This is a genomic window from Virgibacillus sp. NKC19-3 (assembly GCF_019837165.1).
In the GTDB taxonomy this organism is placed as follows: Bacteria; Bacillota; Bacilli; order Bacillales; family Amphibacillaceae; genus Virgibacillus_L; species Virgibacillus_L saliphilus.
Genome location: NZ_JAGYHC010000001.1, coordinates 3,893,171 through 3,917,282, shown reverse-complemented (window position 1 = coordinate 3,917,282; position 24,112 = coordinate 3,893,171). Strand labels below are relative to the sequence as shown.

At 40.9% G+C, this 24,112-nt stretch carries 30 protein-coding genes and 1 riboswitch; of the genes, 22 read left to right on the top strand and 8 right to left on the bottom strand.

All coding sequences use genetic code 11. The features are described 5' to 3' along the window. Positions 1-4 precede the first annotated feature (4 nt). On the bottom strand, positions 5-376 hold the full coding sequence (locus KFZ56_RS18715) for a GntR family transcriptional regulator (RefSeq protein WP_222643727.1): 372 nt from the start codon (positions 374-376) through the stop codon (positions 5-7). A 15-nt stretch (positions 377-391) separates the two neighbouring features. Beyond that, positions 392-697: a YfzA family protein gene (locus tag KFZ56_RS18710; RefSeq protein WP_222643726.1), complete on the bottom strand. Its 306-nt coding sequence runs from the start codon at positions 695-697 to the stop codon at positions 392-394. Positions 698-873: 176 nt separating this feature from the next. Between KFZ56_RS18710 and KFZ56_RS18705 the strand changes: the two genes are divergently transcribed. Both KFZ56_RS18705 and KFZ56_RS18700 read left to right on the top strand, forming a co-directional pair. Then, complete coding sequence (locus KFZ56_RS18705; RefSeq protein ID WP_222643725.1) at positions 874-1,590, top strand: hypothetical protein; 717 nt, start codon at positions 874-876, stop codon at positions 1,588-1,590. A 181-nt stretch (positions 1,591-1,771) separates the two neighbouring features. Beyond that, positions 1,772-2,734, top strand: a complete 963-nt coding sequence (locus KFZ56_RS18700; protein WP_222643724.1) for an L-lactate dehydrogenase — start codon at positions 1,772-1,774, stop codon at positions 2,732-2,734. A gap of 91 nt (positions 2,735-2,825) precedes the next feature. Here KFZ56_RS18700 and KFZ56_RS18695 read toward each other — a convergent pair whose 3' ends face one another. Next, positions 2,826-3,023 carry an H-type small acid-soluble spore protein gene (locus tag KFZ56_RS18695; protein ID WP_222643723.1) on the bottom strand — a complete coding sequence of 66 codons (198 nt, stop codon included), beginning with the start codon at positions 3,021-3,023 and terminating at the stop codon, positions 2,826-2,828. Positions 3,024-3,309: 286 nt separating this feature from the next. On the opposite strand from KFZ56_RS18695, the gene KFZ56_RS18690 reads away from it, so the two are divergent. From KFZ56_RS18690 to KFZ56_RS18680, 3 genes are all read left to right on the top strand, one after another. Further along, complete coding sequence (locus tag KFZ56_RS18690; RefSeq protein WP_375540685.1) at positions 3,310-4,608, top strand: arsenic transporter; 1,299 nt, start codon at positions 3,310-3,312, stop codon at positions 4,606-4,608. 276 nt (positions 4,609-4,884) lie between these two features. After that, positions 4,885-6,117, top strand: a complete 1,233-nt coding sequence (locus KFZ56_RS18685) for a hemolysin family protein (protein WP_222643721.1) — start codon at positions 4,885-4,887, stop codon at positions 6,115-6,117. Positions 6,118-6,139: 22 nt separating this feature from the next. Beyond that, a complete protein-coding gene (locus tag KFZ56_RS18680; protein ID WP_222643720.1) occupies positions 6,140-6,949 on the top strand; it encodes a glycosyltransferase family 8 protein in 810 nt (269 codons plus the stop codon). Positions 6,950-6,953: 4 nt separating this feature from the next. Here KFZ56_RS18680 and KFZ56_RS18675 read toward each other — a convergent pair whose 3' ends face one another. Then, positions 6,954-7,658 carry an NAD-dependent protein deacylase gene (locus KFZ56_RS18675; protein ID WP_222643719.1) on the bottom strand — a complete coding sequence of 235 codons (705 nt, stop codon included), beginning with the start codon at positions 7,656-7,658 and terminating at the stop codon, positions 6,954-6,956. 224 nt (positions 7,659-7,882) lie between these two features. On the opposite strand from KFZ56_RS18675, the gene KFZ56_RS18670 reads away from it, so the two are divergent. The 3 genes from KFZ56_RS18670 (at position 7,883) to KFZ56_RS18660 (ending at position 9,299) form a co-directional block, all read left to right on the top strand. Continuing rightward, positions 7,883-8,494 carry a TetR/AcrR family transcriptional regulator gene (locus tag KFZ56_RS18670; RefSeq protein WP_222643717.1) on the top strand — a complete coding sequence of 204 codons (612 nt, stop codon included), beginning with the start codon at positions 7,883-7,885 and terminating at the stop codon, positions 8,492-8,494. A gap of 40 nt (positions 8,495-8,534) precedes the next feature. Further along, positions 8,535-8,945, top strand: a complete 411-nt coding sequence (gene spx / locus KFZ56_RS18665; RefSeq protein ID WP_222643716.1) for a transcriptional regulator Spx — start codon at positions 8,535-8,537, stop codon at positions 8,943-8,945. Between the two features lie 66 nt (positions 8,946-9,011). Next, on the top strand, positions 9,012-9,299 hold the full coding sequence (locus KFZ56_RS18660) for a hypothetical protein (protein ID WP_222643714.1): 288 nt from the start codon (positions 9,012-9,014) through the stop codon (positions 9,297-9,299). Between the two features lie 90 nt (positions 9,300-9,389). Here KFZ56_RS18660 and KFZ56_RS18655 read toward each other — a convergent pair whose 3' ends face one another. Genes KFZ56_RS18655 through KFZ56_RS18645 form a run of 3 tightly spaced genes read right to left on the bottom strand, consistent with a single transcriptional unit; the run spans position 9,390 to position 11,528 of the window. Beyond that, positions 9,390-10,115 carry a P-II family nitrogen regulator gene (locus KFZ56_RS18655; RefSeq protein WP_222643712.1) on the bottom strand — a complete coding sequence of 242 codons (726 nt, stop codon included), beginning with the start codon at positions 10,113-10,115 and terminating at the stop codon, positions 9,390-9,392. Continuing rightward, complete coding sequence (locus KFZ56_RS18650) at positions 10,069-10,839, bottom strand: DUF1538 domain-containing protein (protein ID WP_222643710.1); 771 nt, start codon at positions 10,837-10,839, stop codon at positions 10,069-10,071. Before KFZ56_RS18650 ends, KFZ56_RS18655 begins: the two co-directional genes overlap by 47 nt. After that, positions 10,836-11,528 carry a DUF1538 domain-containing protein gene (locus KFZ56_RS18645; RefSeq protein ID WP_222643708.1) on the bottom strand — a complete coding sequence of 231 codons (693 nt, stop codon included), beginning with the start codon at positions 11,526-11,528 and terminating at the stop codon, positions 10,836-10,838. The genes KFZ56_RS18650 and KFZ56_RS18645 overlap by 4 nt, the downstream gene beginning before the upstream one ends. Before the next feature lie 236 nt (positions 11,529-11,764). On the opposite strand from KFZ56_RS18645, the gene KFZ56_RS18640 reads away from it, so the two are divergent. From KFZ56_RS18640 to KFZ56_RS18625, 4 genes are all read left to right on the top strand, one after another. Then, entirely contained in the window at positions 11,765-12,319 is a 555-nt protein-coding gene (locus tag KFZ56_RS18640; protein WP_222643707.1) for an NADPH-dependent FMN reductase, read from the top strand. Between the two features lie 94 nt (positions 12,320-12,413). Next, positions 12,414-13,280 (top strand): Cof-type HAD-IIB family hydrolase, encoded by an 867-nt coding sequence (locus KFZ56_RS18635; protein ID WP_222643706.1) that lies wholly within the window; start codon positions 12,414-12,416, stop codon positions 13,278-13,280. A 196-nt stretch (positions 13,281-13,476) separates the two neighbouring features. Further along, complete coding sequence (locus KFZ56_RS18630) at positions 13,477-13,986, top strand: methylated-DNA--[protein]-cysteine S-methyltransferase (RefSeq protein WP_222643705.1); 510 nt, start codon at positions 13,477-13,479, stop codon at positions 13,984-13,986. Beyond that, a complete protein-coding gene (locus KFZ56_RS18625) occupies positions 13,986-14,627 on the top strand; it encodes an endonuclease III domain-containing protein (RefSeq protein ID WP_222643703.1) in 642 nt (213 codons plus the stop codon). Before KFZ56_RS18630 ends, KFZ56_RS18625 begins: the two co-directional genes overlap by 1 nt. 58 nt (positions 14,628-14,685) lie before the next feature. Here KFZ56_RS18625 and KFZ56_RS18620 read toward each other — a convergent pair whose 3' ends face one another. Then, complete coding sequence (locus KFZ56_RS18620) at positions 14,686-14,931, bottom strand: TM2 domain-containing protein (protein WP_222643701.1); 246 nt, start codon at positions 14,929-14,931, stop codon at positions 14,686-14,688. 352 nt (positions 14,932-15,283) lie between these two features. Between KFZ56_RS18620 and KFZ56_RS18615 the strand changes: the two genes are divergently transcribed. The 10 genes from KFZ56_RS18615 to metA all read left to right on the top strand — a co-directional run bounded on the left by KFZ56_RS18615 (position 15,284) and on the right by metA (position 24,059). Further along, positions 15,284-16,198, top strand: coding sequence for a ketopantoate reductase family protein (locus KFZ56_RS18615; protein ID WP_222643700.1), 915 nt, complete (start codon positions 15,284-15,286; stop codon positions 16,196-16,198). Between the two features lie 147 nt (positions 16,199-16,345). Next, positions 16,346-18,598 carry a YhgE/Pip domain-containing protein gene (locus tag KFZ56_RS18610; RefSeq protein WP_222643699.1) on the top strand — a complete coding sequence of 751 codons (2,253 nt, stop codon included), beginning with the start codon at positions 16,346-16,348 and terminating at the stop codon, positions 18,596-18,598. Positions 18,599-18,708: 110 nt separating this feature from the next. Beyond that, a complete protein-coding gene (locus KFZ56_RS18605) occupies positions 18,709-19,263 on the top strand; it encodes an O-acetyl-ADP-ribose deacetylase (RefSeq protein WP_222643688.1) in 555 nt (184 codons plus the stop codon). 160 nt (positions 19,264-19,423) lie between these two features. Further along, positions 19,424-19,774: a helix-turn-helix domain-containing protein gene (locus KFZ56_RS18600; RefSeq protein ID WP_222643686.1), complete on the top strand. Its 351-nt coding sequence runs from the start codon at positions 19,424-19,426 to the stop codon at positions 19,772-19,774. Between the two features lie 103 nt (positions 19,775-19,877). Continuing rightward, the gene (locus KFZ56_RS18595) at positions 19,878-20,219 is read left to right on the top strand and encodes a hypothetical protein (protein WP_222643685.1); all 342 of its coding nucleotides are present in this window, start codon (positions 19,878-19,880) and stop codon (positions 20,217-20,219) included. An 81-nt stretch (positions 20,220-20,300) separates the two neighbouring features. After that, complete coding sequence (locus KFZ56_RS18590) at positions 20,301-20,510, top strand: hypothetical protein (protein WP_222643684.1); 210 nt, start codon at positions 20,301-20,303, stop codon at positions 20,508-20,510. 165 nt (positions 20,511-20,675) lie between these two features. Continuing rightward, complete coding sequence (locus KFZ56_RS18585) at positions 20,676-21,098, top strand: pyridoxamine 5'-phosphate oxidase family protein (RefSeq protein WP_222643683.1); 423 nt, start codon at positions 20,676-20,678, stop codon at positions 21,096-21,098. Positions 21,099-21,166: 68 nt separating this feature from the next. Continuing rightward, the gene (locus KFZ56_RS18580) at positions 21,167-21,688 is read left to right on the top strand and encodes a D-glycero-alpha-D-manno-heptose-1,7-bisphosphate 7-phosphatase (RefSeq protein ID WP_222643681.1); all 522 of its coding nucleotides are present in this window, start codon (positions 21,167-21,169) and stop codon (positions 21,686-21,688) included. A gap of 105 nt (positions 21,689-21,793) precedes the next feature. Then, a riboswitch (SAM riboswitch) is annotated at positions 21,794-21,899 on the top strand. 65 nt (positions 21,900-21,964) lie between these two features. After that, on the top strand, positions 21,965-23,077 hold the full coding sequence (locus KFZ56_RS18575) for a 5-methyltetrahydropteroyltriglutamate--homocysteine S-methyltransferase (protein WP_222643679.1): 1,113 nt from the start codon (positions 21,965-21,967) through the stop codon (positions 23,075-23,077). Between the two features lie 73 nt (positions 23,078-23,150). Further along, the gene (gene metA / locus KFZ56_RS18570) at positions 23,151-24,059 is read left to right on the top strand and encodes a homoserine O-acetyltransferase MetA (RefSeq protein WP_222643678.1); all 909 of its coding nucleotides are present in this window, start codon (positions 23,151-23,153) and stop codon (positions 24,057-24,059) included. Positions 24,060-24,112 lie beyond the last annotated feature (53 nt).

The following is a 24,112-nucleotide window of genomic DNA, read 5'->3' as shown; positions in this document are numbered from 1 at the left end:
CATGTCACTCCTCGTATAAAAACGTCAATAATTGTTGCAACTCATCAAGAGACAGCCCAATTTCTCTGCTATTCGTTATGACCGCACTTAGCTGTTCTTCAATAACCTTCAGTTTCTTCTCCCGCATGACCTCTAAATTTTGCTCTGCAACGAAAGACCCTTTGCCAACAATGGAGTAGATAAATTCTGCTTTCTCCAATTCCTCATAGGCACGTTTCGTCGTTATCACACTAATTTTTAGATCTTTTGCGAGTTGGCGTATAGAGGGCAACGCTGCTCCTTCTTGTAGTTCACCTGTTAAGATAGAAGCTTTCATTTGATTCGTAATTTGTTCATAAATTGGCTCCTTTGAACTGTTAGAAATGATAATTTTCATGCGAATCCCTCTTCTTTATTTTTTAGAAAAACCTCTTGAAACAATTTCTCCTACGGCTTCCCCCAGTATCGCAATCACATGAATAGTCACCCATAAATTAAAAAGCGGATACGAATAGGGGGTAATCCATTCTGTAAAAAGCGTTGAGCCTAAAATCCATCTTCCCAGCTGGGCAACAAAATGGTCACTATCGTTTATGTTTGGCTCCAAGAAAGTACCATCAATAGCGATGAAGATAAATTGGACGATGAGAAATATACCGATCGTGATGCTCCAGCGTTTGGCTGGACTACGGTTAATGGTTTTTTCTGTGGCGGACATCGACGCACTGCCCCTCCCATGTTTATCTTTATATAATGTATATATACTATATGCACATTATATACAAATATATCCTTTTTTTGCAAGCTTTTTATGAAATATTCCTGTGCAATTGTCCCATATAACGTGAAAACGCATAGAATAGTAGCAGTAATGCGTAAGGAGTGTTATGTAGAATGGGACTGTATATCAATCAGGATAATCATACGGATATTTTTAAAAATAATACCGCGATTCATGAACCGAATCAGGGTGTTTTTATACGAAATCATATGGCTGAAATGATAGAGGAGCAGCAAAACGTAAATAAATCCCTTTATCGTTCGTTTCATGGATTGAAAAACCTGCACCAGCAGCAGGACATTGTGCAGACAGGGAGATGGCAGGAGATCGGCAGCCGCTTAAACGAACTGAAGGAAATGAATAAACAGCAGGAGAAACTAGAGCATCATGTGTTGGAACGCCTGCAGAAATTAGAAAACGAACATGTGCCGAAACAGGAATTTATGGAGCAAATCAATCAGATGAGACTCACGCAGCAAACCGTTGAAAACCGGCTGGAATCGTATGGACTGGCAAACGAGCAGCTTGTTAAGAAAATGGATGAACAGACTGTCTTACAAAAACAGATAGCTGAAAAAATGACGAACCAGGAAAATAGCAATGATGAAGTGCTAAATCGACTGGAAAATCAGGAAGCGTTAATGGAGAAAGTCATGCGACAGCTTGATCACTTTCGCTCCATTCTTTTCGAGCGAACCCATTTTTTGGCGGAAAAAATAGAAGATGGCTATCACCTCACTTCTTCTTACGTGAACCAACTCATGCGTAAGTCCGATCAGCCAATGGCATTTTTTACGGTCAACGGGAAGCAGGAAAAGGACCCTGAATAGAAGAGAAGAACCCAACCGCTGGATCGGTTGGGTTGGATTTTTCCTCATTTACATCCGTTGATGCTTTCATTTTCAGGTTTGGTTTCAAAATATTGAACAAACCGATTGACCTATTATGTGAAGTAGTTCACAATATAAGTGTGAGATAATTCATATAAACAATGAAAGGACGTGCCCCCAGATGAAAGTAAATGATCGAAAAGTAGACCGAGTGGTTTTAATAGGAGTAGGATCAGTAGGAATCAGTTATGCATTCGGGCTAGTAAACCAAGGAATTACAGAAGAATTGGCAATCATTGGTTTAAATACAGAAAAAGCAATGGGCGATGTCATGGATCTCAATCATGGAAAGGCCTTTGCCCCATCCTTAACCAACGTTTGGCTGGGGGATTTTGAAGACTGTAAAGATGCCGACATTGTTTGTATCTGTGCTGGTGCCAATCAAAAACCAGGTGAAACACGATTAGATCTGGTTGAAAAAAACATGAAAATCTTGAAAGATATTGTGGGCGATGTTATGGCTTCGGGCTTTGATGGCATATTCCTAGTTGCAACAAATCCGGTTGATGTATTGACACAGGCGGTGTTGGCTTTTTGTGGTCTTCCTGCAAATCAGGTTATCGGAAGTGGGACGACATTAGATTCAGCTCGACTTCGTTATAAACTCGGGGAATACTTCCAGATCTCTCCAAAAGCAGTCCATGCTTATATAATTGGTGAACATGGTGATACCGAACTTCCGCTATGGAGCAGGGTAACGATTGGCCCGGTACCGCTTCAAACTTTTCTGGATACCCATGAAAAATATAACGCGAAGGATCTTGAAGATATATTTGTAGATGTGCGTGATGCAGCTTATCATATCATTGAGAAAAAAGGGGCAACCTTTTATGGAATTGCCATGAGCTTAGTACGAATTACAGAATCCATTCTTAAAAACGAATATACTGTACTGACAACAAGCAATTATTTACATGGCGAATATGGTGTCAATGATGTATGTATCGGTGTTCCAGCTATTATTAACCGTACAGGTATTCAAGAAATCATTGAAGTACCGATGAACGAAGAAGAACAGCAGAAATTTACGCACAGCGTACAAACATTAAAGCATATTTATGAACCCGCCATAAAGCGTGTATAAAACGATGTGACAGATCATAATAGAGCGAAAGGGATATGGAAAATTTGAGCATGGATAGAAATAAGCCTCTTGACAGGAGGCTTATTTCTACTTAGAGGATATCCCTCAATTTGACTTCACGAAGTCCATCCAAATCTACTTCCTGTTCATGATTCATTTCATCAAGTGGAAAAACAGTTGCTGTTTCCGTGTTGGGATGAAGTTCCTGTATATAAACCGGGAAGCCATGATAATGGACGTTGATCAATGCATGCGCGTTTAATATTTCCTGTGCTTGTGCTTTATCCATAAGATAGTATCCTCCTTTTAAAGGATGTATCTTATTTTTCGCTTGCATGAATCCACCTATACGAGGAAGCAGCACCCATTTCAGTGTTCTTTTTCCAAAGCTTCACATGGTACATGAAACTTTTGATTGCGGGTTTCCCGCAGTAGCGTTACATTGAATGCCAAAACTGTTCAAATGTGCTATTTTAGCTTGGTCGACATTCAAATGATTGGCATTCATGCTACATTTTATGTGACTATAAAAATGCATGTGTGTTTAGTCTTTGTTGAATGGGGGATGAATGGTTTTGCCTTTATCGGTAGTATTAGCCATTATTATTTTTTTCGTAACCTTAATCCTTGTTATCTGGCAGCCGAAAGGGTTATCTATAGGCTGGTCTGCAATTGGCGGAGCGGTTGTCGCCTTACTTGTAGGTGTGGTGACGTTCAATGATGTCATGGAAGTGACCGGAATGGTGTGGAATGCGACACTTGCCTTTGTTGCCATTATCCTTATTTCACTAATTCTGGATGAAATTGGATTATTCGAATGGGCGGCACTTCATATGGCAAGGGTTGCAAATGGCAATGGTATAAAGATGTTTGTCTACATAAGTATTCTAGGAGCAATTGTTGCTGCCTTTTTCGCGAATGATGGGGCAGCATTGATTCTTACGCCGATCGTGCTGGCGATGGTCCGCCATTTACATTTCAGTGAAAAAATGGTCTTTCCATTTATCATGGCAAGCGGGTTCATTGCAGATACCACGTCCCTGCCGTTCGTGGTCAGTAACTTGGTTAATATTGTATCTGCAGACTTCTTTGGTATCGGTTTTGTGGAATATGCATCGCGCATGATTATCCCCAACCTCTTTTCATTGCTAGCAACGATTCTGGTATTATTCATTTATTTTCGCAAATCTATCCCGAAAACATATGATTTAACAAAATTAAATGAGCCATCCGAAGCTGTCAAGGACCGGAAATTGTTTCACCTTTCTTGGTATGTGCTTGGTGTGTTACTGGTTGGTTACTTTGTTAGTGAATTCATCTATCTGCCGGTTTCGATGATTGCCGGCGTGGTAGCAATATTCTTTATCTTGATGGCAAGAAGAAGTCAGGTTGTTGATACGAAGGCGGTTATAAAAGGTGCGCCATGGAACATTGTGTTTTTCTCGATAGGGATGTATGTCGTTGTCTTTGGGCTTGGCAATGCAGGGCTTACAGCTGCATTAGCCACTGTTATTCAAGCAGCAGCGGATCAAGGGCTATTTATCGCTACGATGGCGATGGGATTCATTGCAGCATGCTTATCATCCATCATGAATAATATGCCGACCGTTATGATCGATGCCTTGGCGATTGCAGAAACGGGCACATCCGGCGCTGTTCGTGAAGCACTTATCTATGCGAACGTGGTCGGCTCGGACTTAGGCCCGAAAATCACCCCAATCGGCTCGCTTGCTACTTTGGTATGGCTCCATGTTTTATCGCAAAAAGGTGTTAGCATCCGATGGGGGACGTATTTGAAAATAGGTATTCTTTTAACGGTGCCAATTTTGATAATTACGCTCTTGGGGCTGTATCTGACATTATTATTTATGTAAACGGAATAAGGTTGGTAACGCTCTTGATCCGGGGGTTCAAGGTATGAGCAACGGCATTTGAGTACTGCGTTTCAGCATTCAAGGTATGAGCTTCGGCTCTTGTGCACTGTGTTTCGGCGTATAGCGCCTGGGCTACGGCATTCCCGATATTTTGGTCCACGCTTCACTGGGACAAGGGACCTGTCCCCGTGTCCCTTGTTCTATAGATTCATTTAATATAAAATTACGTATAAACGATTAGGAGTTTTGGTGGAGTATGTAAGGAGGAACGCGCTCGTGATCATAGCGATCATCGTACTATTGTTCGTTTCGTTGTTCTTTTCAGGTAGTGAGACTGCGTTAACAGCAACGAATAAAATGAAACTGCAGACAAGGGTTGAAAATCAAGATAAAAAGGCAGGAAAGTTATTAAATGTGGTTTCTAAACCGGAGGAATTTATTACAGCCATTTTAATCGGTAATAATATTTCTAACATTATTCTTCCAACCTTGGTTACCATGCTTGCGGTTGAGTATGGATTTAATGTGGCCCTTGGTTCAGCGATTTTGACCATTGTGATTATCATCTTTTCGGAAGTGATTCCAAAGTCGGTAGCTGCGACATTCCCGGAACGAATCGCCTTTATGGTTTATCCTGTGATTCGAGGAGTCATGTTTATTTTCAAGCCACTGACGCTGTTACTAAATGGAATAACGGGTGTTATTATTAAGCAGCTCTCCAAGGGAGAGGAAGATAATGCCTCTGTGTCCAAGGCAGAAATCAGGTCGATGGTTGATATTGCCAGAACGGAAGGGATTTTTAAAAAGGAGGAATCCTATCGTATTAAAGGCGTCCTTGATTTTTATAATTTAGATGTAAAGGATGTGCTGAAAACGCCACGGGTCAATTTGGTAGCACTTCCACATACAGCTGGTTTTGAAGAGGCCAGAAAACTGGCGATCGAGAATCCGTATACAAGGTATCCGATTTATAAAGGGAATTTAGATAGTCTTGTTGGGGTTTTTCATTCCAAGTACCTGCTATCCTGGTCAATCGAACCGGAAAAGCCGCTCCAAGCCTTTAGTGATATGGACCCGATGGTCGTTTATGAATTTTATTCGATCGAGTGGGTATTTCGTAAAATGATTCAGGACAAAAAGCATATGGCGATTGTTCTTGATGAATATGGTGGAACAGAAGGCATTCTCACACATGAAGATGTAATAGAAGCGATGATCGGGCTAGAGATTGAAGATGAACTCGATTCCAAAAGTGACGCACTCGTAGAAAAGGTCACAGACACAGAAATCATATGTGATGGTAAAATTCCACTGCACCGGTTGAATTCTCTTTTTCATACGGAGATACCGGAAGAGGAAGATGTGCTTGCTGGTTATTTATTAAAAGAATTGGAGCATTTCCCGGAGGAAGGGGAAACACTCGTGAGGGAGGACTTGACGTTTACTATATTAGAAGTTGGTGGAAGAACATTGAAGCAGGTTAAGATTGTGAAAAATAGAGTAGAATGAAAAGACTTGGAGAAGTGAGAACATGAATATTCTTGTTACGCTAAATTCAAATTATATAAAGCCACTCAAAGTAATGCTTCATTCCTTGTTTGTGAATAATCAGGAAGAGGCATTTACGGTCTACTTGATGCATACCAGCATGAAGGAAGCGGAACTTTCGGATATCAATCAATATATTGTAGAACGAGGGCATCGTCTTGTTGTTATCACCGTAACGAATGACTATTTTCAAGCAGCCCCTGTTGTGAAGCACTATACAAAGGAAATGTATTACAGGTTGTTGGCATTCCAATTTCTGCCGTCTGATCTGGATAAAATAGTATATCTTGATCCGGATATTCTGGTGATTAACGAGATAAGAACGTTGTATGATATAGATATATCCGGATACCTTTATGCTGCGGCTTATCATGAGGTTGCCTCTGCCACAGAGATCAACAAATTGAGGTTAAAACCCTATGATATGGATGCTTATTACAATTCCGGCGTACTTGTTATGAATCTGAATTTGCAGCGGGAGAAAATAAAAGAACAGGAAATTTTCAATTATGTAGAGGAACATAAGAAGCGGTTGCTGTATCCTGATCAGGACATCATTAATGCACTGTACTCCCAGGATATAAAAAACCTGGATGAGGTCATCTACAATTATGACCCCAGATATTACAGGTTTTATAAAGCGGTAAGCAGCGGTCGTAAGGATGTTGATTATGTCATTCACAATACATGCTTTATTCATTACCGTGGCAAGAAAAAACCGTGGCATAAAAATTATACAGGGAAATTTCATTCCATTTATAAGCATTATGAAAAACAGGCACTAAAAGAATAAGTCCTTATTGATCCACTTCCATCAGGACATCTCCAATTTCCCTGTTGTTTATGACCTCATCAGCGAATGAATCAAAATCCGTTTTGTCTCTATTCACAATAACTAGTTTTGCCCCATTTTCCTTTGCAATGATCGGAAACTGGTTTGCTGGCGTTACGCTTAACGAGGAGCCCAATACGATAAATAGATCGCATTTTTGGGTTTCCCTTAAGGCCAATTGGAAGGCATCTTGTGGCAGGGATTCACCAAATAATGTGATAGACGGACGTAGTACACCGCCGCAGTTGCAGTAATATTCCTGGTCAACATACGCTTCGCTGCTGTACACACGACCGCATGTCTGACAATGCAGGCTTTGAAGTGTCCCGTGCAGCTCTGCCACTCGTCTACTGCCTGCACGCTGATGAAACCCATCCACATTTTGAGTGATGATGGATTGGATTACACCTTGATTCTCCCATTCAGCCAAAATTTCATGTCCCTTATGAGGCTTATAGTCCCTCATCCCAAGTACACGCTCGCGGTAAAAAGCAATAAATTCAGAGACATTGTCGTTTAAGGAAGTTGTACTGGCGATTTTGCCAGGATCTTTTTTATTCCATAATCCGTTACCTGCTGAGCGAAAATCAGGCAAACCACTTTCTGTTGACATGCCTGCTCCCGTATATATCACAGTATAATTTGATTCGTTTAGCCATTTTTTCAGCATGATTATTGCCCCCTTAACCGTATTCTCATTCTCATTATACTAGAAAATGGGACGAGGGGACAGGTTCACTGTCCCAGCTAATGCCTCCTCGTATCAACTATCGATACTCGCTGGGACAATGGACCTGTCCCCCTATCCCACTTGACAGGTGACACTGTGTCATTTATAATGGAAGTAGAACAAATGACATCATGTCACCATTTAATGAAATCGGAGGATGGAACTTGCCGAAACCAACGTTTTATAAATTACCTGAGGATAAAAGACAAACATTAATACATGCAGCTGAGAAGGAATTTTCAAGAGTGCCCTTATTTGAAGCTTCGATCTCCAATATTGTAAAATCGGCGGAAATACCACGGGGAAGCTTTTACCAATACTTCGAAGATAAAGATGATGCCTTTTTCTATCTATTGAATGATCAAGTAAAGAAAAGGCGAGCGATCTTTGCTCACGTTTTACAGAAATACGATGGTGATATATTTGATGCAATGTGTGAAATATTTCGTATTACATTACAGGAGTCAGCCGACGAAGAAAGTATCAACTTCTTGAGAAATGCATTTTTAAACATGACCCATAAAATAGAAGAGATATTCACGAGAATTTTCAGTGATAGCGAAAGCGATGGGAAGCATGAGGAGATAAGTCGATTAATCGATAAAGAGCAGTTGAATATCTCCGGGGATGAGGAGCTATACTATGTCATGCAAATCCTTACATCCGTAACTTTTCGAAACTTTATTGAAAAATTTGCCAGGGAATTATCAAATGAAGAGGCGATGAGAAATTATGCGATTGAAATACATCTGTTGAAAAAGGGGTTGCATAAGTGAAAGATTGAACAACATTATCAAAAAGAATGGAGTATGATATATGAGTGTTATGGTCTATGGAGCACCATGTTCATCAACAAGAAAAGCGAAGGAATGGTTAAAGAAACATGGGATCTCCTATGTGGAAAGAAATATATTAAAAGAACCGCTTACCGTTAGAGAATTGCATCATGTCCTTCGCATGACACTGGATGGGACGGATGAAATTATCTCAACACGATCCAATGCGTTTAAAGAACTTAATGTGGAGATTGATACGCTTCCTCTACAGGAATTACTGGCACTAATTAATGAAAATCCGGGCTTATTAAAAAGTCCAATTATCATGGATGAAAAAAGAATTCAAGTCGGCTACCACGAAGAAGATATTCGTCAATTCCTCCCAAGGAAGACACGAGATCATCAATGGTTGCAATGGCGGAAAAATTATCTTAGGCCGGCGGAAGGATAAGTTATTGACGAATAAATGCATGATTAGTAGTATAGGCACTATCTAAAGTTAGTAGGAGGTACGCGCGTGTATTTAATAGCCAAGCACCCCTATATTAAGATTCAACGTGAAGTTAGCAGTCTTGAGCAACGGGATATTGAACTAGACCGCACCATTTATTTGTATAGCGAAAAAGTTGTCTCCGAGTATAATGAGTTTCCTGTTAACGATGTGTTTGACATGTCCTACCGGTTCTTCGGAAGAGAAAGAGGGATCTTATATATACACACGGGTAAAGGCGTATATCCCTACACGGTAAAGTCTTCCCCGGAAGCCTTCGTTAAAGCTTATAAACAGCATATAAAGGGGCAGTAATCTGCATCTATACAATTCCTCAGTCCAGCTGGGGTTTTATTTTTCCAGCTGAATGAACCCCTTAATCCTAAACAGCCTTACATAGAAACGCTATTCATCAAATCGCGCCATGTGATCTAGAAGATGATGGATGCCAACGGTTTTCTCTACCTCCACAACGAAAGCAATACCGTTACCCGGTTCATTTAATTCAGCACCCTTTTCAATAGCTGCTAATACATCATTGGTTTTGTCTCGGCTGATCAATGTTAGGACGACTTCCTTTTCCGGCTCTATTTGGATATGGAATAACTTTGCCTTTTCATGAATACCTGTTCCTCGCCCGTGCATGATCGTTCCACCTTCTGCCCCGGCTGCTTTGGAGGAATCCACAACCTTATCGGCGTCCCCCTTATTTACAATGGTCATGATCAGGTCATACATCACTTTCTGCTGATCCATTATGTCATACCCACCCTTATTGTCGGTTTCTTCCGTTTCTGTATTCAGTCCCACCATATGTGCGATGCCACTAACCTTCTTCATATCGATAACAAAACCAATTCCTTGAAAAGGCCTATTCAAGTGAACAGCGTCAATAATCGCATTCATCACATCCGGGAAAATGTCTGTTGGTACAATGGTTAGAATGATTTCCCTTTCCCGTTCAACCGGAATTCCGAAGAACCGATGTTTATCATTCGATCGAAAGCCCTTTCCGAAAAAAGTCGTTCCACCTTGGGCACCAGCCTTTTTTGAAGCTTGAATGACTTTCTTCGCCCTTTCCTTCTTAACGATCGTGACGAGTAGCTTTCTGCCTGGTTTCCCCTTTGTCATCTTGAGCTTTCTCCTTCCTGCCATATAAGATTCCCAGTGTTAACACGGATAGAATAGGGGCAAGAGCGACAAGTGCAACCATGCCGAATCCGTCCAGAAGCGGGTCACGCCCTTCTGTAACCGATGCTATTCCAACAAACATGGCCAGCATAAACGTTGCTGTCATTGGGCCTGTCGCTACACCACCTGAATCAAATGCAATTGAAGTAAACGTTTTGGATGAATAGTTAACTAAGATTATAGCCAGTATATAACCTGGAAGGATAAAATACCATAGGGAAATGCCTAAAATAATTCGAATAATGGAAACGGATATTGCCAGACCAACACCGATTGATAATGTATAACGTAAAATTTTCTCCGGGATATACCCACCGGATGCCTTTTCAACCTGATGTGTCAAAACACTAACGGCTGGTTCCGCATAAATGGCAAAAAAGCCGAGAATAAAACCAATAGGGATTAATAACCATAAGGACGTACCGGCGCCCAGATTTTGTCCTATTAATTCACCAATGGGCATAAATCCGATATGAACACCTTGCAGGAATAAGGAGAGACCAAGAAACGTTAGCAGAAAGCCGATACATATATCAGCCATTTTTTTCACAGATAATTTCAGGAAAAACATTTGAAAAACAGCAAACAGCAAGAATAATGGGAACAGCGCTATAGCAACATCCCCCATTGTTTCGCCGAAGCCTTCAAATAAGTGAATATTCATGCATAAATCACTCCTAAAAGAAGCACCGACAAAATGGGTCCGATGGAGGCAAGTGCCACAAGGCCAAACCCATCAGTTGTAGAAGATTTTCCCCTTATAACAGATGCAACCCCAACTCCCAGTGCTAAGATAAAGGGGACGGTTAATGGGCCAGTTGTAACTCCACCGGAATCAAAAGATAAGGGCACGAAAACGGGATCCGTAAACGCTGCCAATAAAAAGATGATTCCGTAACCAATTGCCAATATAATGACGATGCTAATATTAAAAATGATTCGCAGCATTGCTAGTGCAACAAAAATTCCCACACCAAGCGCGACAGCTAAGATTAAGATACTACTCGGGATTGCCCCGTTTGATACCTTGTCAACCTGTGAAGAAAGCACACGTACATCCGGCTCTGCGATTGTCACCACAATTCCCAATAGAAGTCCAAAGAAAACGATGAGACCAATCCTTTTGGTTTTCGATAATGCGGAACCAATCATCTCGCCAACAGGTAAGAGGCCAACGTTTACTCCTAATAAGAAGAAAATCAGACCGACACCGACCATCAATACCCCTATTAAAAACTGGAGAAATGTCTCCATAGGCAGCCAAATTAATGTGAATTGCAGAATGGTGATCACAAGTGTGATGGGTAAAATAGAATAGATAACTTCCAACACGGTATCTTTGATATTGTCCATAGAAAAAAACACCTTACAATGCAGTATAGTGAAAATGTAAATATAACGGAGGGATTAAATGAATAATTTAATCATATCACTATTTTCAGATTTATGCATTTTAATGAGCTTCGATAGACATAAAATTATTAAGACAGGCATTAAAAAAGAATTAAACAATCATATCAGTTAAAATAGACAAATAAACGCTAAATAAATGGTAAGCTATAAATAGAAAAACTGGGGTGAATGGAAAAATGAAGATTATCGGAATTTCCGGCTCTATTATTGGGTCAAAGACGAAAATAACCGTAGAGAAGGTTTTAACAAATATAAAAAACATCCAGCCGGATATTGACATTGAACTAATGGATCTGAAAAACTATCAATTGGAATTTTGTGATGGGCGCGCCCTTATCGATTATGCAGGGGACACCGCGCTCGTACTAAAGAAAATCTTATCTGCAGATGCTTTTATCATTGGAACACCAATCTTTCAGGCATCTATCCCAGGCACATTGAAGAATTTATTTGATTTACTTCCAATTGATGCGATAAGTAATAAAGTAGTCGGCATTGTTTCTACCGCTGGGTCTGCCAAGCATCATTTAGTGGTGGAGCATCAGCTTAAACCCATTCTTTCCTATATGAAAGCTATGACGTTACCACAGTATGTGTTTATCGAGGAAAAGTATTTTAATGCGAAAAAGGAGATACAAGATGAACAAATCCTGTCCCGCCTTCAAAAATTAGCGGATGACGTGGTGCATATGAGCGGGCGACTTGGGAGATTAGAGACGAATTCTTATTAGGATAAAGGCGTTAAAATAGATAGGTATTCCCGTATAAAATAGTGGTAGCATGTTTTCGGTTACCTGCTACTGTTAAAATAGATAGGAGAAAGATATGAAACTGATTGCAACAGACTTAGATGGTACTCTATTAAACGAACAAGGTGAGGTTAGTAAAGAGAATGCACAAGCAATTAAAAAAGCCATAGCTGGAGGCTTGGCGTTTGTTGTTGCCACCGGCCGGTCTCATGGTGCTGCAAGCAAACCGCTTCAGGAAGTAGGTATAACCTGCCCAATTATTTCCATGAATGGAGCAAGAACATATACTTCTGATAAACAAGTGGTAAGAAGTGTGCCGCTGGATATAGAAATGGTACGCAGCATTCAAGACGTTTGCCTGAAGGCGGATATGTACCTTGAATTTTTCACCAATCATGGTATCTATTCCACCAGCAGGGAGTATTTTGTGGAAGTTATGATGGATGTCATGAAATCAGCCAACCCGGAAATGTCTGAAGCGGAAATACGAAAGCGGGCAGAGAATCGTATGCAAGAGGAACGTGTCGCTTTCATTGATAATTATGATGATCTGTATACGATGGAAAACCTTGAAATTTTTAAAATCCTGGGCTTTTCGTTGGAAAAGGAACGATTGGATATAGTCCGGGGGCAATTTTTAAGGGAAGACGCGGTTACGGTTACATCCTCAGGTGCTATTAATCTTGAATTTAATCATCCAAAAGCGCAAAAAGGTATCGCCCTTGAGAACTTAGCGCGTAGCATGGGAATCGACATGAAAGATGTCATGGCACTAGGTGATAATTTGAATGACGCGAGCATGTTGCATATCGCCGGACGTGCTGTTGCGATGGAAAACGCCGAAGAGGAAATCAAGGAAATATGTACGCACCGGACGAAAACAAATAAGGAGCACGGTGTGGCTGTTGCTATCAAGAAGATGCTTGGAGAAGCTAATGGCTGACTCCTATCCTCCTGAGCTCTTGTTTAGGCGATCGAAAACTCGAAAGAACCGAACTCGAGCTCATCAAGCCTGAATCTTCCCCCACATGTTACAATAAACGTAGAGATCCGTAAGTGGTCTCAACTTAAAATTCTAACTAAGCTAAGCTCTTACTGGACAGATATTCGAAAAAAACCGTCAAAAAGAGGTGCCAAACATGTCATATAAAAGGGAAGCATATTATGGGAAGATCAATTCCCGTGACTGGTCGCTTTATCTAGTAGCAACGGAAAATGGGCTTTGCTTTGTCGGCTCGCCAAATGAAGCGTTTGATGAAGTGAAAAACTGGTTTACGAAAAAAAGGCCAGAAGCAACACTAATTGAAGATTGGGATAAAGTAGCAACGTATGCGGAAGAATTGGTGGAATATTTTAATGGGGAACGGCAAGCCTTTGACGTCTCGGTAGATTTTATGGGCACAACTTTTCAGGAAAGCGTATGGACAGAGCTACAACATATTCCATACGGTGAAAAGTGGACATATACCGATATAGCTGAAAACATTGGCAAACCAAATGCCGTGCGTGCTGTTGGCGCGGCCATCGGTGCCAATCCTGTGATGATTGTTGTACCATGTCACCGAGTTGTTGGAAAAAACGGGGAAATGACAGGGTTTCGCGGGGGTATTCCAACGAAGGAGCGCTTGCTGGAGCTGGAAAATAGCTGATGGAACATGCATATCAACGGATGTATGAAAAACTGTACGACTATTATGGTCCGCAAAACTGGTGGCCTGCGGAGACAACGTTTGAGATGATGATTGGCGCTATCCTTGTGCAAAATACAAATTGGCGAAATGTGGACAAAGCACTTCATCATTTGCGGCCTTATCTGGAACCTGAGACAATGTATCGCATGCCTGTGGAGGAACTTGCCGAGCTGATTCGCTCCAGCGGTTTCTTTAATATAAAGGCAAAGCGAATCAAGGCATTTTTGGGATGGTTCAAAGACTATCATTTTGAGATGGATCGCATGAAACGCGTGGACAAGTCAAAACTGCGCCGGGAATTATTAACGATCAATGGCATTGGTAGAGAGACCGCAGATGTGATGCTTTTATATGCATGTGATAAGCCGATTTTCGTTGTGGATGCTTATGCACGGCGGATTTTCTACCGGATTGGGTTTAATATGCCGAAAACGTATGATGCATTTCGGAAAAAGGTAGAGGAAAACGTATCCGGTGACCTCAGGCTGTATAATGAATTTCATGCACTTATAGTAGAACATGCGAAAACCCATTGTAAGCATACACCGATATGTGAAGGCTGCCCATTGGTTGCTATTTGTGACCGGAGGCTGGAATGAGGAGAGACTGTGGCAAGGCTAACCGCTTGTACAGTCTCCAAATTTTTAAATAAACGGCTTAACGTGGATTGCGACACATGCCTGGTATGAGGAAAATATCTATGAATAGCCATATCCAAAGAATAACAAGAGGTATCCAACCAATGAATAACCAGGTAGTGCCCCATCCAACTAGGCCGAGCAGTAATTGAGCAATTCCCGATCCGACACGACCGGTATAAAAACGGTGAATGCCTAATTGACCCAGGAAGAACCAAAGTATATATGCCAATGCAAGGTTTCTGTTTGTATCTACAGATGCCATTACCGAAAATACCCCCTTTCTCAATTCCAATGTCTTATTGATGAAGACGTAAAGCAACCTCTTCACTTTATCAATAGTGTATGTATAACGAAAAGATATTGCAAATAGAAATAAAGATTAAATTATTTATATATACCCATTAACTGCAAGAGTAAAACAAAAATAAACCAATTGCATTCGCCGGTTTGTAGGCTGCATTTTGGCTTATGAGATGGGTTTTAGCAACTTCTATCAGGAATTATTTTTCTTTTTCCGTGAATTTGCATACAATAATAGTAACATATAAAAAAATGGAAATGGCAGATTTAAGTAATGGTTATAATAACTGCTATAACGACGGAGGAGGAGTATTATGCGAATCGTTGTCATAGGTGCAGGTGCATTAGGGGTTTATTTTGGGGCACGCTGGATAGAAGCAGGGGAAGATGTAACATTTTTAGTCAGGGAAAAAAGAGCAGCGCAAATTAGGGAACATGGGATCAAGATCAATAGTCCATACGGCGATTATATCGTGGAAAACCCGAAGATCGTAACAGATCCTGGGGAGATTGAGGCTGTCGATCTTGTATTCGTAAGTGTCAAAGGCTATCATCTGCAAGGCACGCTTGAACATTTAGAAGCATTAACGGCTAAAGGGGCCTATGTGTTGCCGGTATTAAATGGTATGGAACATATTCGAATTTTACAGGATACGCTAGGCAAGGCATCTGTTATCGGCGGCTTGTCGTTCATTTTTGCAACCTTAAATGAACAGGGCCATGTGGTGCATTCCGGTGATGCACATCAACTGATCTTTGGTCCACTGGAGGATTCTCAAAAGGATCTATGTAGGCAAATCGAGGAAATCGCCGAACCTGCTGTGATGGACAGCCGAAATAGTATGGATATTTCATGGGAACTTTGGAGAAAATATATGTTTATCAACGCATTATCAGGGGTGACAACGGCGACTAACTTAACCATCGGGCCGATTCGTGAAAACGAAGAAACGTTTCATATCGTGGAGATGCTTTTACATGAAATGAAGCTGTTGGCCAATAGGTATGACGCGAGGTTAACGGATGCAGAAGTGGAAGCAGCCAAACAGAATATAAGCAAATTGGACCCGGACGCTACATCTTCCATGCATAAAGATCGGCGAAAAGGCTTGACACTTGAAGTAGATCATTTGCACGCAGGAGCAGTGCGGCTGGCGGAGGCCGTTGATTTGGACGTTCCTTACATAAGGGCTATATTAGGAGTGATAAAGCCCTTTGAAAATGCATAATCTGATTAAATCTTGGAATGATGGAAAACGATTTGCTATAATCATGCTATATTGTGGTTGTTCAAAAGTCACCGGTGCTAAGCAACTAATCCTTTTGTCGGTTAACTAACGTAAGCAAGCTATCACCATAAGTAAGGAAGGTACAACATGAAAAATAGCTGGAATATATTTAAGAATGATGGAAAAAACGTAGGAACCAACTGGGTGGCAGCTATTTTAATTGGCGGATTGATTTTATTACCATCATTATACGCATGGCTTAATATCAAGGCGGCGTGGGATCCCTACGGACAAACGGATCAAATACCCATCGGTGTGGTAGATGAAGATGTGGGATCTAACGTTCGGGATGAAGATATAAATGTCGGTGATGAGTTAGTAGATACATTAAAAGATAACGATTCAATGGATTGGCAGTTCACTGATCGGGATACGGCAATGGAAAATTTGGAGTATGGTGATTATTTTGCGGTTATTATTATCCCTGAAAATTTTTCCGAAAATCTTTCTACAGTAGCCAGTGGTCAACCGGAGAAGGCAAACGTAGAATATTATGTAAATGAGAAATTAAACGCCATCGCACCAAAGATGACGGATCAAGGGGCAAGTGTGATTGTCGACCAGGTAAGCAGTAATTTCATAGCCACTGTCAATGGTGTCATTTTTGATTTGTTCAATAATATAGGAATAGAGTTGGAAAATGATTTACCGGATATCGAAAACTTTGAGAATTATATTTTTGAAACTGAAGAGCAATTGCCGCAGGTCCATGAATTATTAAATGACACATTAACAGATGCAACGAATGCGGAGGATGTCATTGATAGGGCCCAAGGTTTAATTCCCGAAGTCGAACGCGTTACAGATGAGGGCCTGGGAACCATTGATGAGACGACGTCGTTTTTGACAGATGCGGAAGATCGTTTGAACGAAATGGCGCCTCAAATCGAAGAGGACCTTGAACGGGTACAAGGTATTGCAACGAATACGAATAATTTTATTCAGGATATTCAATTAACGGAGTTTGATTTTAGTAACGGGGAGCAGCTTACCGACCAAATTAATACAGATGTAAATGAGGCTATTCAAACGATTGAAACAGTGGAAGATGGCCTGCAGCAGCTTCAGGAACAAAATAATCAAGAACCATTAAATGAAGATAACGAATCAAATGATGAAGATGAATCGAACGAGGATAATGAATCAAATGGAAAAGACGATTCGAATGAAGATAACGAATTAAATGAAGAGCGTATTGATCAGGCGCTTGAGCAATTAGCGGATTTAAAGACACAGTTGGAAAATGTGCAAGCCCAGAGCGAATCGGTTGATGCGTTTATTGATGAAAAAAGGGATGAAGTTGAAACAGTAGTTGGGGATCTTCAAGAGCGAGCAGAGGAAACGTCGGAGAATATTGATGCCTTTGTAAAAGAGTACAAGGAAACCATTGAACCAACGGTCATGGAGGAAGTGGCTCAGGCTAAAACAACCTTAGCTGATGCGAGAGGAATTTTGGTGGAAATTCAGGACACCATTCCGGAAGTGGAAGGGATTCTGGACAGTACAGATGATAATCTGGCAGAAGGTAAGGGGACGTTAGAGTCCGTGCTTGGAGAGTACCCATATGTGTATAGTAAGGTGACAGAGCTAGCGGATAGAATACGCAACCTTCAGGATGAAACAGACATTAATGAGATCATTCAATTATTGCAAAATGATCCGGAAGCGGAAAGCGGATTTTTTGAGGAACCAGTTGAACTGAGTGAGAATAAGGTTTTCCCCGTTACGAATTATGGTACAGGGATGACACCTTTCTATACGATATTAGCGATATGGGTTGGTGGATTATTACTTATTTCTCTATTGGCTACAGAGCCGCATGATGCGGAAACGTTCACCATGAGGGAAAACTATTTTGGTCGATTGATGACCTTTGCCGGTATTGGTTTATTGCAGACATTGGTTGTAACTTCAGGGGACATTTTCCTGTTGGGTGTGGAGTTTGCCCATCCTGGATGGTTCATTGTGTTTGGACTGTTTATCAGTCTTGTCTTTATGTCCATTATCTATACGGTAGTATCTGTGTTTGGTGATGTAGGAAAAGCAATGGCTATTGTGTTACTTGTCTTACAAATTGCCGGTTCAGGTGGTACGTATCCGGTTATCTTGTTACCTGAGTTCTTCCAAATGATCAGCCCATTCCTTCCATTCACGTATGCTGTTGACTTGATGCGGGAAGCTTTGGGTGGAATTATATGGACCAAAGTGGCATATGACCTAGCAGTATTATCGATGTTTGGTATAGGATTTATCCTTATTGGTGCCTTCTTAAAGAAACCCATTAACAAGCAAACCAAAAAGTTAGTGGAAAAATCGAAAGAAACAGGGCTATTTCATTGATGGTTAGAAAGCGTGAATGCTCCCTTGCATCTTTATTCTTGGTGCGAAAGTAGTACCTTCCACTTTTGTGAAGCTAATCGAATGATTCTATCACGTGAGGTGAAATCAGTATGAAAATGACAATCAACGAAAACGAGTTTGAACTAATCGTGGGAGATATCACCAAACAGCATACAGATGCTATTGTCAATGCAGCAAACGGCACACTTCTTGGTGGCGGCGGGGTAGATGGCGCGATACATCAAGCAGCAGGAAAGGAATTGCTTGAGGCATGCAGGAAAGTTCGTGCCGATGATTTAGATGGTGCATATTTGCCCACGGGCGACGTAGTGCTAACCAAAGGATATAACCTGCCCGCTGCGCATGTCATTCATACGGTTGGTCCTGTCTGGAATAACAATACCACAAATAACGAGGAGCTGCTGGCAGATTGCTATCGCCATGCACTTGATCTCGCAATGGAAAAGGAGCTGAAAAGCATTTCTTTCCCTTCGATTTCAACAGGCGTGTATCGGTTTCCGGTGGAGTTAGCGGCAAAAGTTGCTACAGGTACCATCATCGATTTTTTAAGCCGCCATTCTTTTGGCCTAGTTAGAATGACCTTGTTTTCGGAAGCGGATTATAAGGTTTACAAACAGGAGATGGAAAAACAACGTAGGAATTAGTACAAGGAAACCCCCAGTCAAGATGGAGACTGGGGGGTTTTTATATCCCCATCCATGTAACTTTTTCAAATATCGAGTGGGTAATTCTACACCTTTCTGCCAATTTATGATACACTAGGAATAAATATAATATTTAGAAAAAATAAATGGAGTGAAACAGATGAGCAATATTGCAGCAAGATTAATACAATTAAGGGAAGAAAAAGGATTGTCTTCAGAAGAACTGGCTAATGAATTACATTTTGCAAAAACCATTATTTGGAGTTATGAACTTGGTAAAAAAGAACCAATTCAAAGTCATGTTAATAAAATTGCCGATTATTTTGGTGTAGACGTAAACTATTTGTTAGGTGAGGAGACAAAATCATCAGGGATAAGCCTACAGCATGCAAATGACCTGAAGGATTATGACTTATACGTGGATGATATTAAATTGAGTGACGAGGAGATAGATGAGGCGATAGCCTATATCAAGGCAAGAAGGCTGATGAAAGGTAATATGGCTATATAAGGGGAAGGAGAAAGGATACTTTATCCCCTTCCTCCCGTTCATGATTGAAAACGATCAGGTTTATGTATTATGATAGATACAACAGTTTACGGGAGGGCTGCCAATGAACGCATTCGAGGTATGGAATACAATACAAAAGCGGAATTATGAGTTTGAGATACACACCGTACCTAAAAATAACCAACAACCGCTATGGTTTGCTGTGATTCCTGCAGGCGACACGTTAATTATTAAACCTGCCACATTTCAAAAGCCTAGTGTCAAGATATCCAAAGAAAGAAAAATTAGTTTCAAAGAATTTGAACGCGTCCACGTTTTTTATGATCGGTGGAGTGTCGGAGAACCGGGTGTAAGAAAAGAAGCATCCTACGTATCGAAAAATACAGCATATATTTTTGCGTTGATTGCTAGATTTGAGGCAAAGATTAAGGTATCAAATCGATGAACGGGTATGGGCATTTTTTTTGCGGAATTGTCTATAACTTGCTAATACTAAACTGCTTAATTTCTGGAGGCTTCAACTAAAATGTCAGTAACTGATTTTAAAGCCGCGCAAAAATGGTCTAAAATCCCGAAGGATATCCAAATGCGACTACTTAGCAATGTGTTTTGTGTCAATTGCACAGAAACCACGATTATTGATTATGACATGCATGATGACGAACACGGAATATTGCTTAAGGGAAAATGCAAAAAGTGCGGGGAAGATGTAGCAAGACTTGTTGAGGATGAATAAGAAGGGATAATTTATTTAGAGGTAATCGCTAACCTTAAGGAGAGTGGTTACTTCTTTTTTTCTCACATCATTACGTAATGATATGTGCTTCTGGCGGATAGATGTTTATTTTTCGATGATGAATGAAATACTATGTTTATCTGCAATTGAAAGGAGTGGATATAAATGAGTCAACAGGCGATCAAAGAAACCATTGATAAAATTTTAAGAGGAAGCTACGTTGGACCAATGGCAACCGTAAAGAATAATAAGCCCCATTCAAGGTATATGACGTTTTTCAATGAAGGTTTCACACTTTACACATTAACAAGTAAGGAAACGGATAAGGCAGAGGAAATCAAAGCGAATCCTCACACCCATATTCTGCTTGGATATGAGGGTGAAGGGTTTGGGGATGAATATGTGGAATATGAAGGAAAGATTTCCTTTACGAATTCGGATGATCTGAAAAAGGAACTCTGGAATGATACGATGAAACTTTATTTTGAAGGCCCGGAAGATCCGGAACTTGTATTGTTGGAGATCAATCCAATCGCTATACGGGTCATGAATAAAAAGGGAGAGGCTCCGAAGGAATTGGAGTTATGATTCAGTTGATAAACATACGCATTGGTTTTTAAGAAATGGGTATGTTTATATGGAAAGAAGGTAAAGTCATGAGTATCGGTATGTTTCTAGATCGTGATGGTGTCATCAATGAAGTACTCACGAATCGGGTGAAGTATGTGAACACACCAGAGGATTTTTATTTGCTGGATGGGGTTGGAGAGGCGATTAGGTGTTTTAATATGCGTGGATTTAAAGTTTTCGTCGTAACGAATCAAGGAGGAATTGGACTTGGCTTGATGTCACAATCAGAATTGTATGCGATACATAAAAAAATGGAAGCTGATCTAGCCACATTCGGTGCAAGACTGGATGATATCGCTTATTGCCCCCACAAACCACACGCGAATTGTGCATATCGTAAACCAAATCCGCAAATGATCTTGGATTTGGCGAAAAAACATGATATTGATTTAGAGAAAAGTTATATGGTGGGCGACCGCGCGTCGGATATTCAAGCAGGGAAGGCAGCAGGATTAAAAACAATGATTATTGGAAATCGGCAAGAGACGAAAGCAGATGCAGACATGTTTTTTCCGGATCTTATTTCTGTTGCGAAGTGGTTAGGGTGACGCTGCCCTTTGCTATTCATATGGTGAGGGTTATCCGTGCTTCCTTGCTTTTTATCTGTAGAAATGCTATGATTGCTACAGTAATTTCAAATAATTCAGTAATGATTCTTATTAAGAGAGGCTGAGGGACTAAGCCCAATGACGCTTCAGCAACCTGTTATGTTAACAAGGTGCTACTTCTAGCAAGTTGAGGAAACTTGGGAGATAAGAAGATATCGCATAACAATGCTTCTTCTTCATCGAAGAAGCTTTTTTAATTTAAAGGGAGCAGATATAATGACAACAAAATTAGAGCACAAGGCGCCATTTAAAGCAGACCATGTAGGTAGTTTTCTAAGACCGGAACGTCTTAAACAGGCGAGAGTCCAAAAAGCGAAAGGGGAGATTTCTGCCCAGCAGTTGCGTATCATCGAGGATGAAGAGATAAGCAACCTTGTTGAAAAGCAGAAGGCAGCAGGACTGACGTCGATTACGGATGGGGAATTTCGTCGTTCCTGGTGGCACTTTGACTTCTTGGAAAAACTAACAGGTGTGGAAGGATTTGAAGCAGATACAGGCTTGAAATTCGATGGTATAGAAACGACAGCACGCGGGATTCGTGTCATCGGAAACGTTGATTTTAATGAAGATCATCCTTTTCTGGATCATTTCAAATTTTTGCGAGGGAAGGTAGGCGACTATCATGTTGCCAAGCAGTCCATTCCAAGTCCGAATATGCTCTTCATGCGAGCGGTGATTGATGATGAAGTGTACGGTGATATGGAGGATCTGTTGAGGGATTTGATCAATGCCTATAAAAAAGCGATTCAGGCCTTTTATAATGCTGGATGCCGTTATTTACAGCTTGATGATACGTCATGGGCTTCCTTTTTATCGGAAGAGGGAGAACAATCGATTCGCAGGAAAGGGTATGAGCCTTTCGAATTGCAAAAAATTTGTCAACGTGTGATTAATGAATCGATAGCCGAACGTCCGGATGATCTTCTGGTTACCATGCATATTTGTCGGGGGAATTACCGTTCCCATTATTTCAGTTCAGGTCCGTATGATAAGGTATCACAGACGATATTCGGCGGTCTTCATGTTGACGGACTTTTTCTCGAATTTGACGACGCGCGTTCCGGTGGATTCGAACCGCTGAAACATATAAACAGGGACGATCTGTATATTGTTTTAGGTTTAGTTACATCCAAATTTCCAAAGCTGGAACGTAAAGATTTAGTCAAAGAGCGGATTGCTGAGGCGGCCAGTTACCTATCCTATGATAACCTTTGTCTCAGTCCGCAATGTGGCTTTGCATCGACTGAAGAAGGTAACAATTTAACAGAAGATCAGCAATGGGATAAGATTCGCCATATAGTAAAAATTGCTGAAGAAGTGTGGCATTAAACAAGTGCCCGAGGTTCATTGAAAACGTTGGATATTCTTTCATCGCATACCAACGCAGAAGGGGGAGATGTCAGTGCCTATAAACATACCGAGAGCGTTACCTGCGACGGAATTATTAAAACAAGAGAAAATATTTGTTATGGATGAAGACCGGGCAAAGACGCAGGACATTCGCCCACTTAACATTATCATTTTAAATTTAATGCCGGAAAAGGAAAGAACAGAGTTACAGCTCTTGCGTTTATTGGGCAATACGCCCTTGCAGGTTAATATTACTTTCTTAAGAATGCGGACTCATGAATCAAAAAATGTTAGCAAATCCCATTTGGATACATTCTACACAACCTTTGAAAATGTTAAAAGTCGCCGGTATGATGGGATGATTGTTACCGGAGCCCCCATTGAGCATTTGCCATTTGAAGATGTAAACTATTGGGGGGAATTAACAGCGATCATGGAATGGACGAAGGAAAACGTGACCTCTGTCTTGAATATTTGCTGGGGAGCCCAAGCTGCATTGTATTATCATTATGGGATTGGTAAATATGAGCTTCCGGAAAAATTATTCGGCATTTATGAGCATCATGTGTTTGGTCCTAAAATAAAGCTGGTGCGTGGTTTTGACGACGTTTTTCGTGCCCCGCATTCCAGGTATACCTCTATTTCAATAGAAGCCATTCAAAAGGATCCGCGCTTGACGTTGCTATCCTCATCACGTGAGGCTGGTGCGTTTATCATCATTTCCAACGATGAAAAACATATTATGATTACCGGCCATTTGGAATATGATGCGAATACGCTTGCCGAGGAATATGAACGCGATCATCAGAAAGGGCTCGATACCAGCATTCCAGAGCACTATTTTCCTAACAATGATCCAAACGAACAGCCGCCGAACACATGGCGGTCGCATACACATTTGCTTTTCTATAATTGGCTTAATTACTATGTATACCAGCAAACTCCTTTTCAATGGGATTAGCTTAGGATAAGCGAGTGGCGCAAGAATGTTGCCACTCGCTTTTGTTATGGAAT

Bases quoted from the DNA above. Each gene is read 5' to 3' on its own strand.
- KFZ56_RS18655 (WP_222643712.1), bottom strand. From the start codon at position 10,115: ATGACAAAGGGGAAACCAGGCAGAAAGCTACTCGTCACGATCGTTAAG.
- KFZ56_RS18630 (WP_222643705.1), top strand. From the start codon at position 13,477: ATGTCATATAAAAGGGAAGCATATTATGGGAAGATCAATTCCCGTGAC.
- KFZ56_RS18650 (WP_222643710.1), bottom strand. From the start codon at position 10,839: ATGAATATTCACTTATTTGAAGGCTTCGGCGAAACAATGGGGGATGTT.
- KFZ56_RS18610 (WP_222643699.1), top strand. From the start codon at position 16,346: ATGAAAAATAGCTGGAATATATTTAAGAATGATGGAAAAAACGTAGGA.
- KFZ56_RS18640 (WP_222643707.1), top strand. From the start codon at position 11,765: ATGAAGATTATCGGAATTTCCGGCTCTATTATTGGGTCAAAGACGAAA.
- KFZ56_RS18675 (WP_222643719.1), bottom strand. From the start codon at position 7,658: ATGCTGAAAAAATGGCTAAACGAATCAAATTATACTGTGATATATACG.
- KFZ56_RS18580 (WP_222643681.1), top strand. From the start codon at position 21,167: ATGAGTATCGGTATGTTTCTAGATCGTGATGGTGTCATCAATGAAGTA.
- KFZ56_RS18700 (WP_222643724.1), top strand. From the start codon at position 1,772: ATGAAAGTAAATGATCGAAAAGTAGACCGAGTGGTTTTAATAGGAGTA.
- KFZ56_RS18710 (WP_222643726.1), bottom strand. From the start codon at position 697: ATGTCCGCCACAGAAAAAACCATTAACCGTAGTCCAGCCAAACGCTGG.
- KFZ56_RS18590 (WP_222643684.1), top strand. From the start codon at position 20,301: ATGTCAGTAACTGATTTTAAAGCCGCGCAAAAATGGTCTAAAATCCCG.
- KFZ56_RS18615 (WP_222643700.1), top strand. From the start codon at position 15,284: ATGCGAATCGTTGTCATAGGTGCAGGTGCATTAGGGGTTTATTTTGGG.
- KFZ56_RS18625 (WP_222643703.1), top strand. From the start codon at position 13,986: ATGGAACATGCATATCAACGGATGTATGAAAAACTGTACGACTATTAT.
- KFZ56_RS18605 (WP_222643688.1), top strand. From the start codon at position 18,709: ATGAAAATGACAATCAACGAAAACGAGTTTGAACTAATCGTGGGAGAT.
- KFZ56_RS18715 (WP_222643727.1), bottom strand. From the start codon at position 376: ATGAAAATTATCATTTCTAACAGTTCAAAGGAGCCAATTTATGAACAA.
- KFZ56_RS18635 (WP_222643706.1), top strand. From the start codon at position 12,414: ATGAAACTGATTGCAACAGACTTAGATGGTACTCTATTAAACGAACAA.
- KFZ56_RS18645 (WP_222643708.1), bottom strand. From the start codon at position 11,528: ATGGACAATATCAAAGATACCGTGTTGGAAGTTATCTATTCTATTTTA.
- KFZ56_RS18705 (WP_222643725.1), top strand. From the start codon at position 874: ATGGGACTGTATATCAATCAGGATAATCATACGGATATTTTTAAAAAT.
- KFZ56_RS18600 (WP_222643686.1), top strand. From the start codon at position 19,424: ATGAGCAATATTGCAGCAAGATTAATACAATTAAGGGAAGAAAAAGGA.
- KFZ56_RS18585 (WP_222643683.1), top strand. From the start codon at position 20,676: ATGAGTCAACAGGCGATCAAAGAAACCATTGATAAAATTTTAAGAGGA.
- KFZ56_RS18695 (WP_222643723.1), bottom strand. From the start codon at position 3,023: ATGGATAAAGCACAAGCACAGGAAATATTAAACGCGCATGCATTGATC.
- KFZ56_RS18620 (WP_222643701.1), bottom strand. From the start codon at position 14,931: ATGGCATCTGTAGATACAAACAGAAACCTTGCATTGGCATATATACTT.
- spx (WP_222643716.1), top strand. From the start codon at position 8,535: ATGAGTGTTATGGTCTATGGAGCACCATGTTCATCAACAAGAAAAGCG.
- KFZ56_RS18575 (WP_222643679.1), top strand. From the start codon at position 21,965: ATGACAACAAAATTAGAGCACAAGGCGCCATTTAAAGCAGACCATGTA.
- KFZ56_RS18680 (WP_222643720.1), top strand. From the start codon at position 6,140: ATGAATATTCTTGTTACGCTAAATTCAAATTATATAAAGCCACTCAAA.
- KFZ56_RS18595 (WP_222643685.1), top strand. From the start codon at position 19,878: ATGAACGCATTCGAGGTATGGAATACAATACAAAAGCGGAATTATGAG.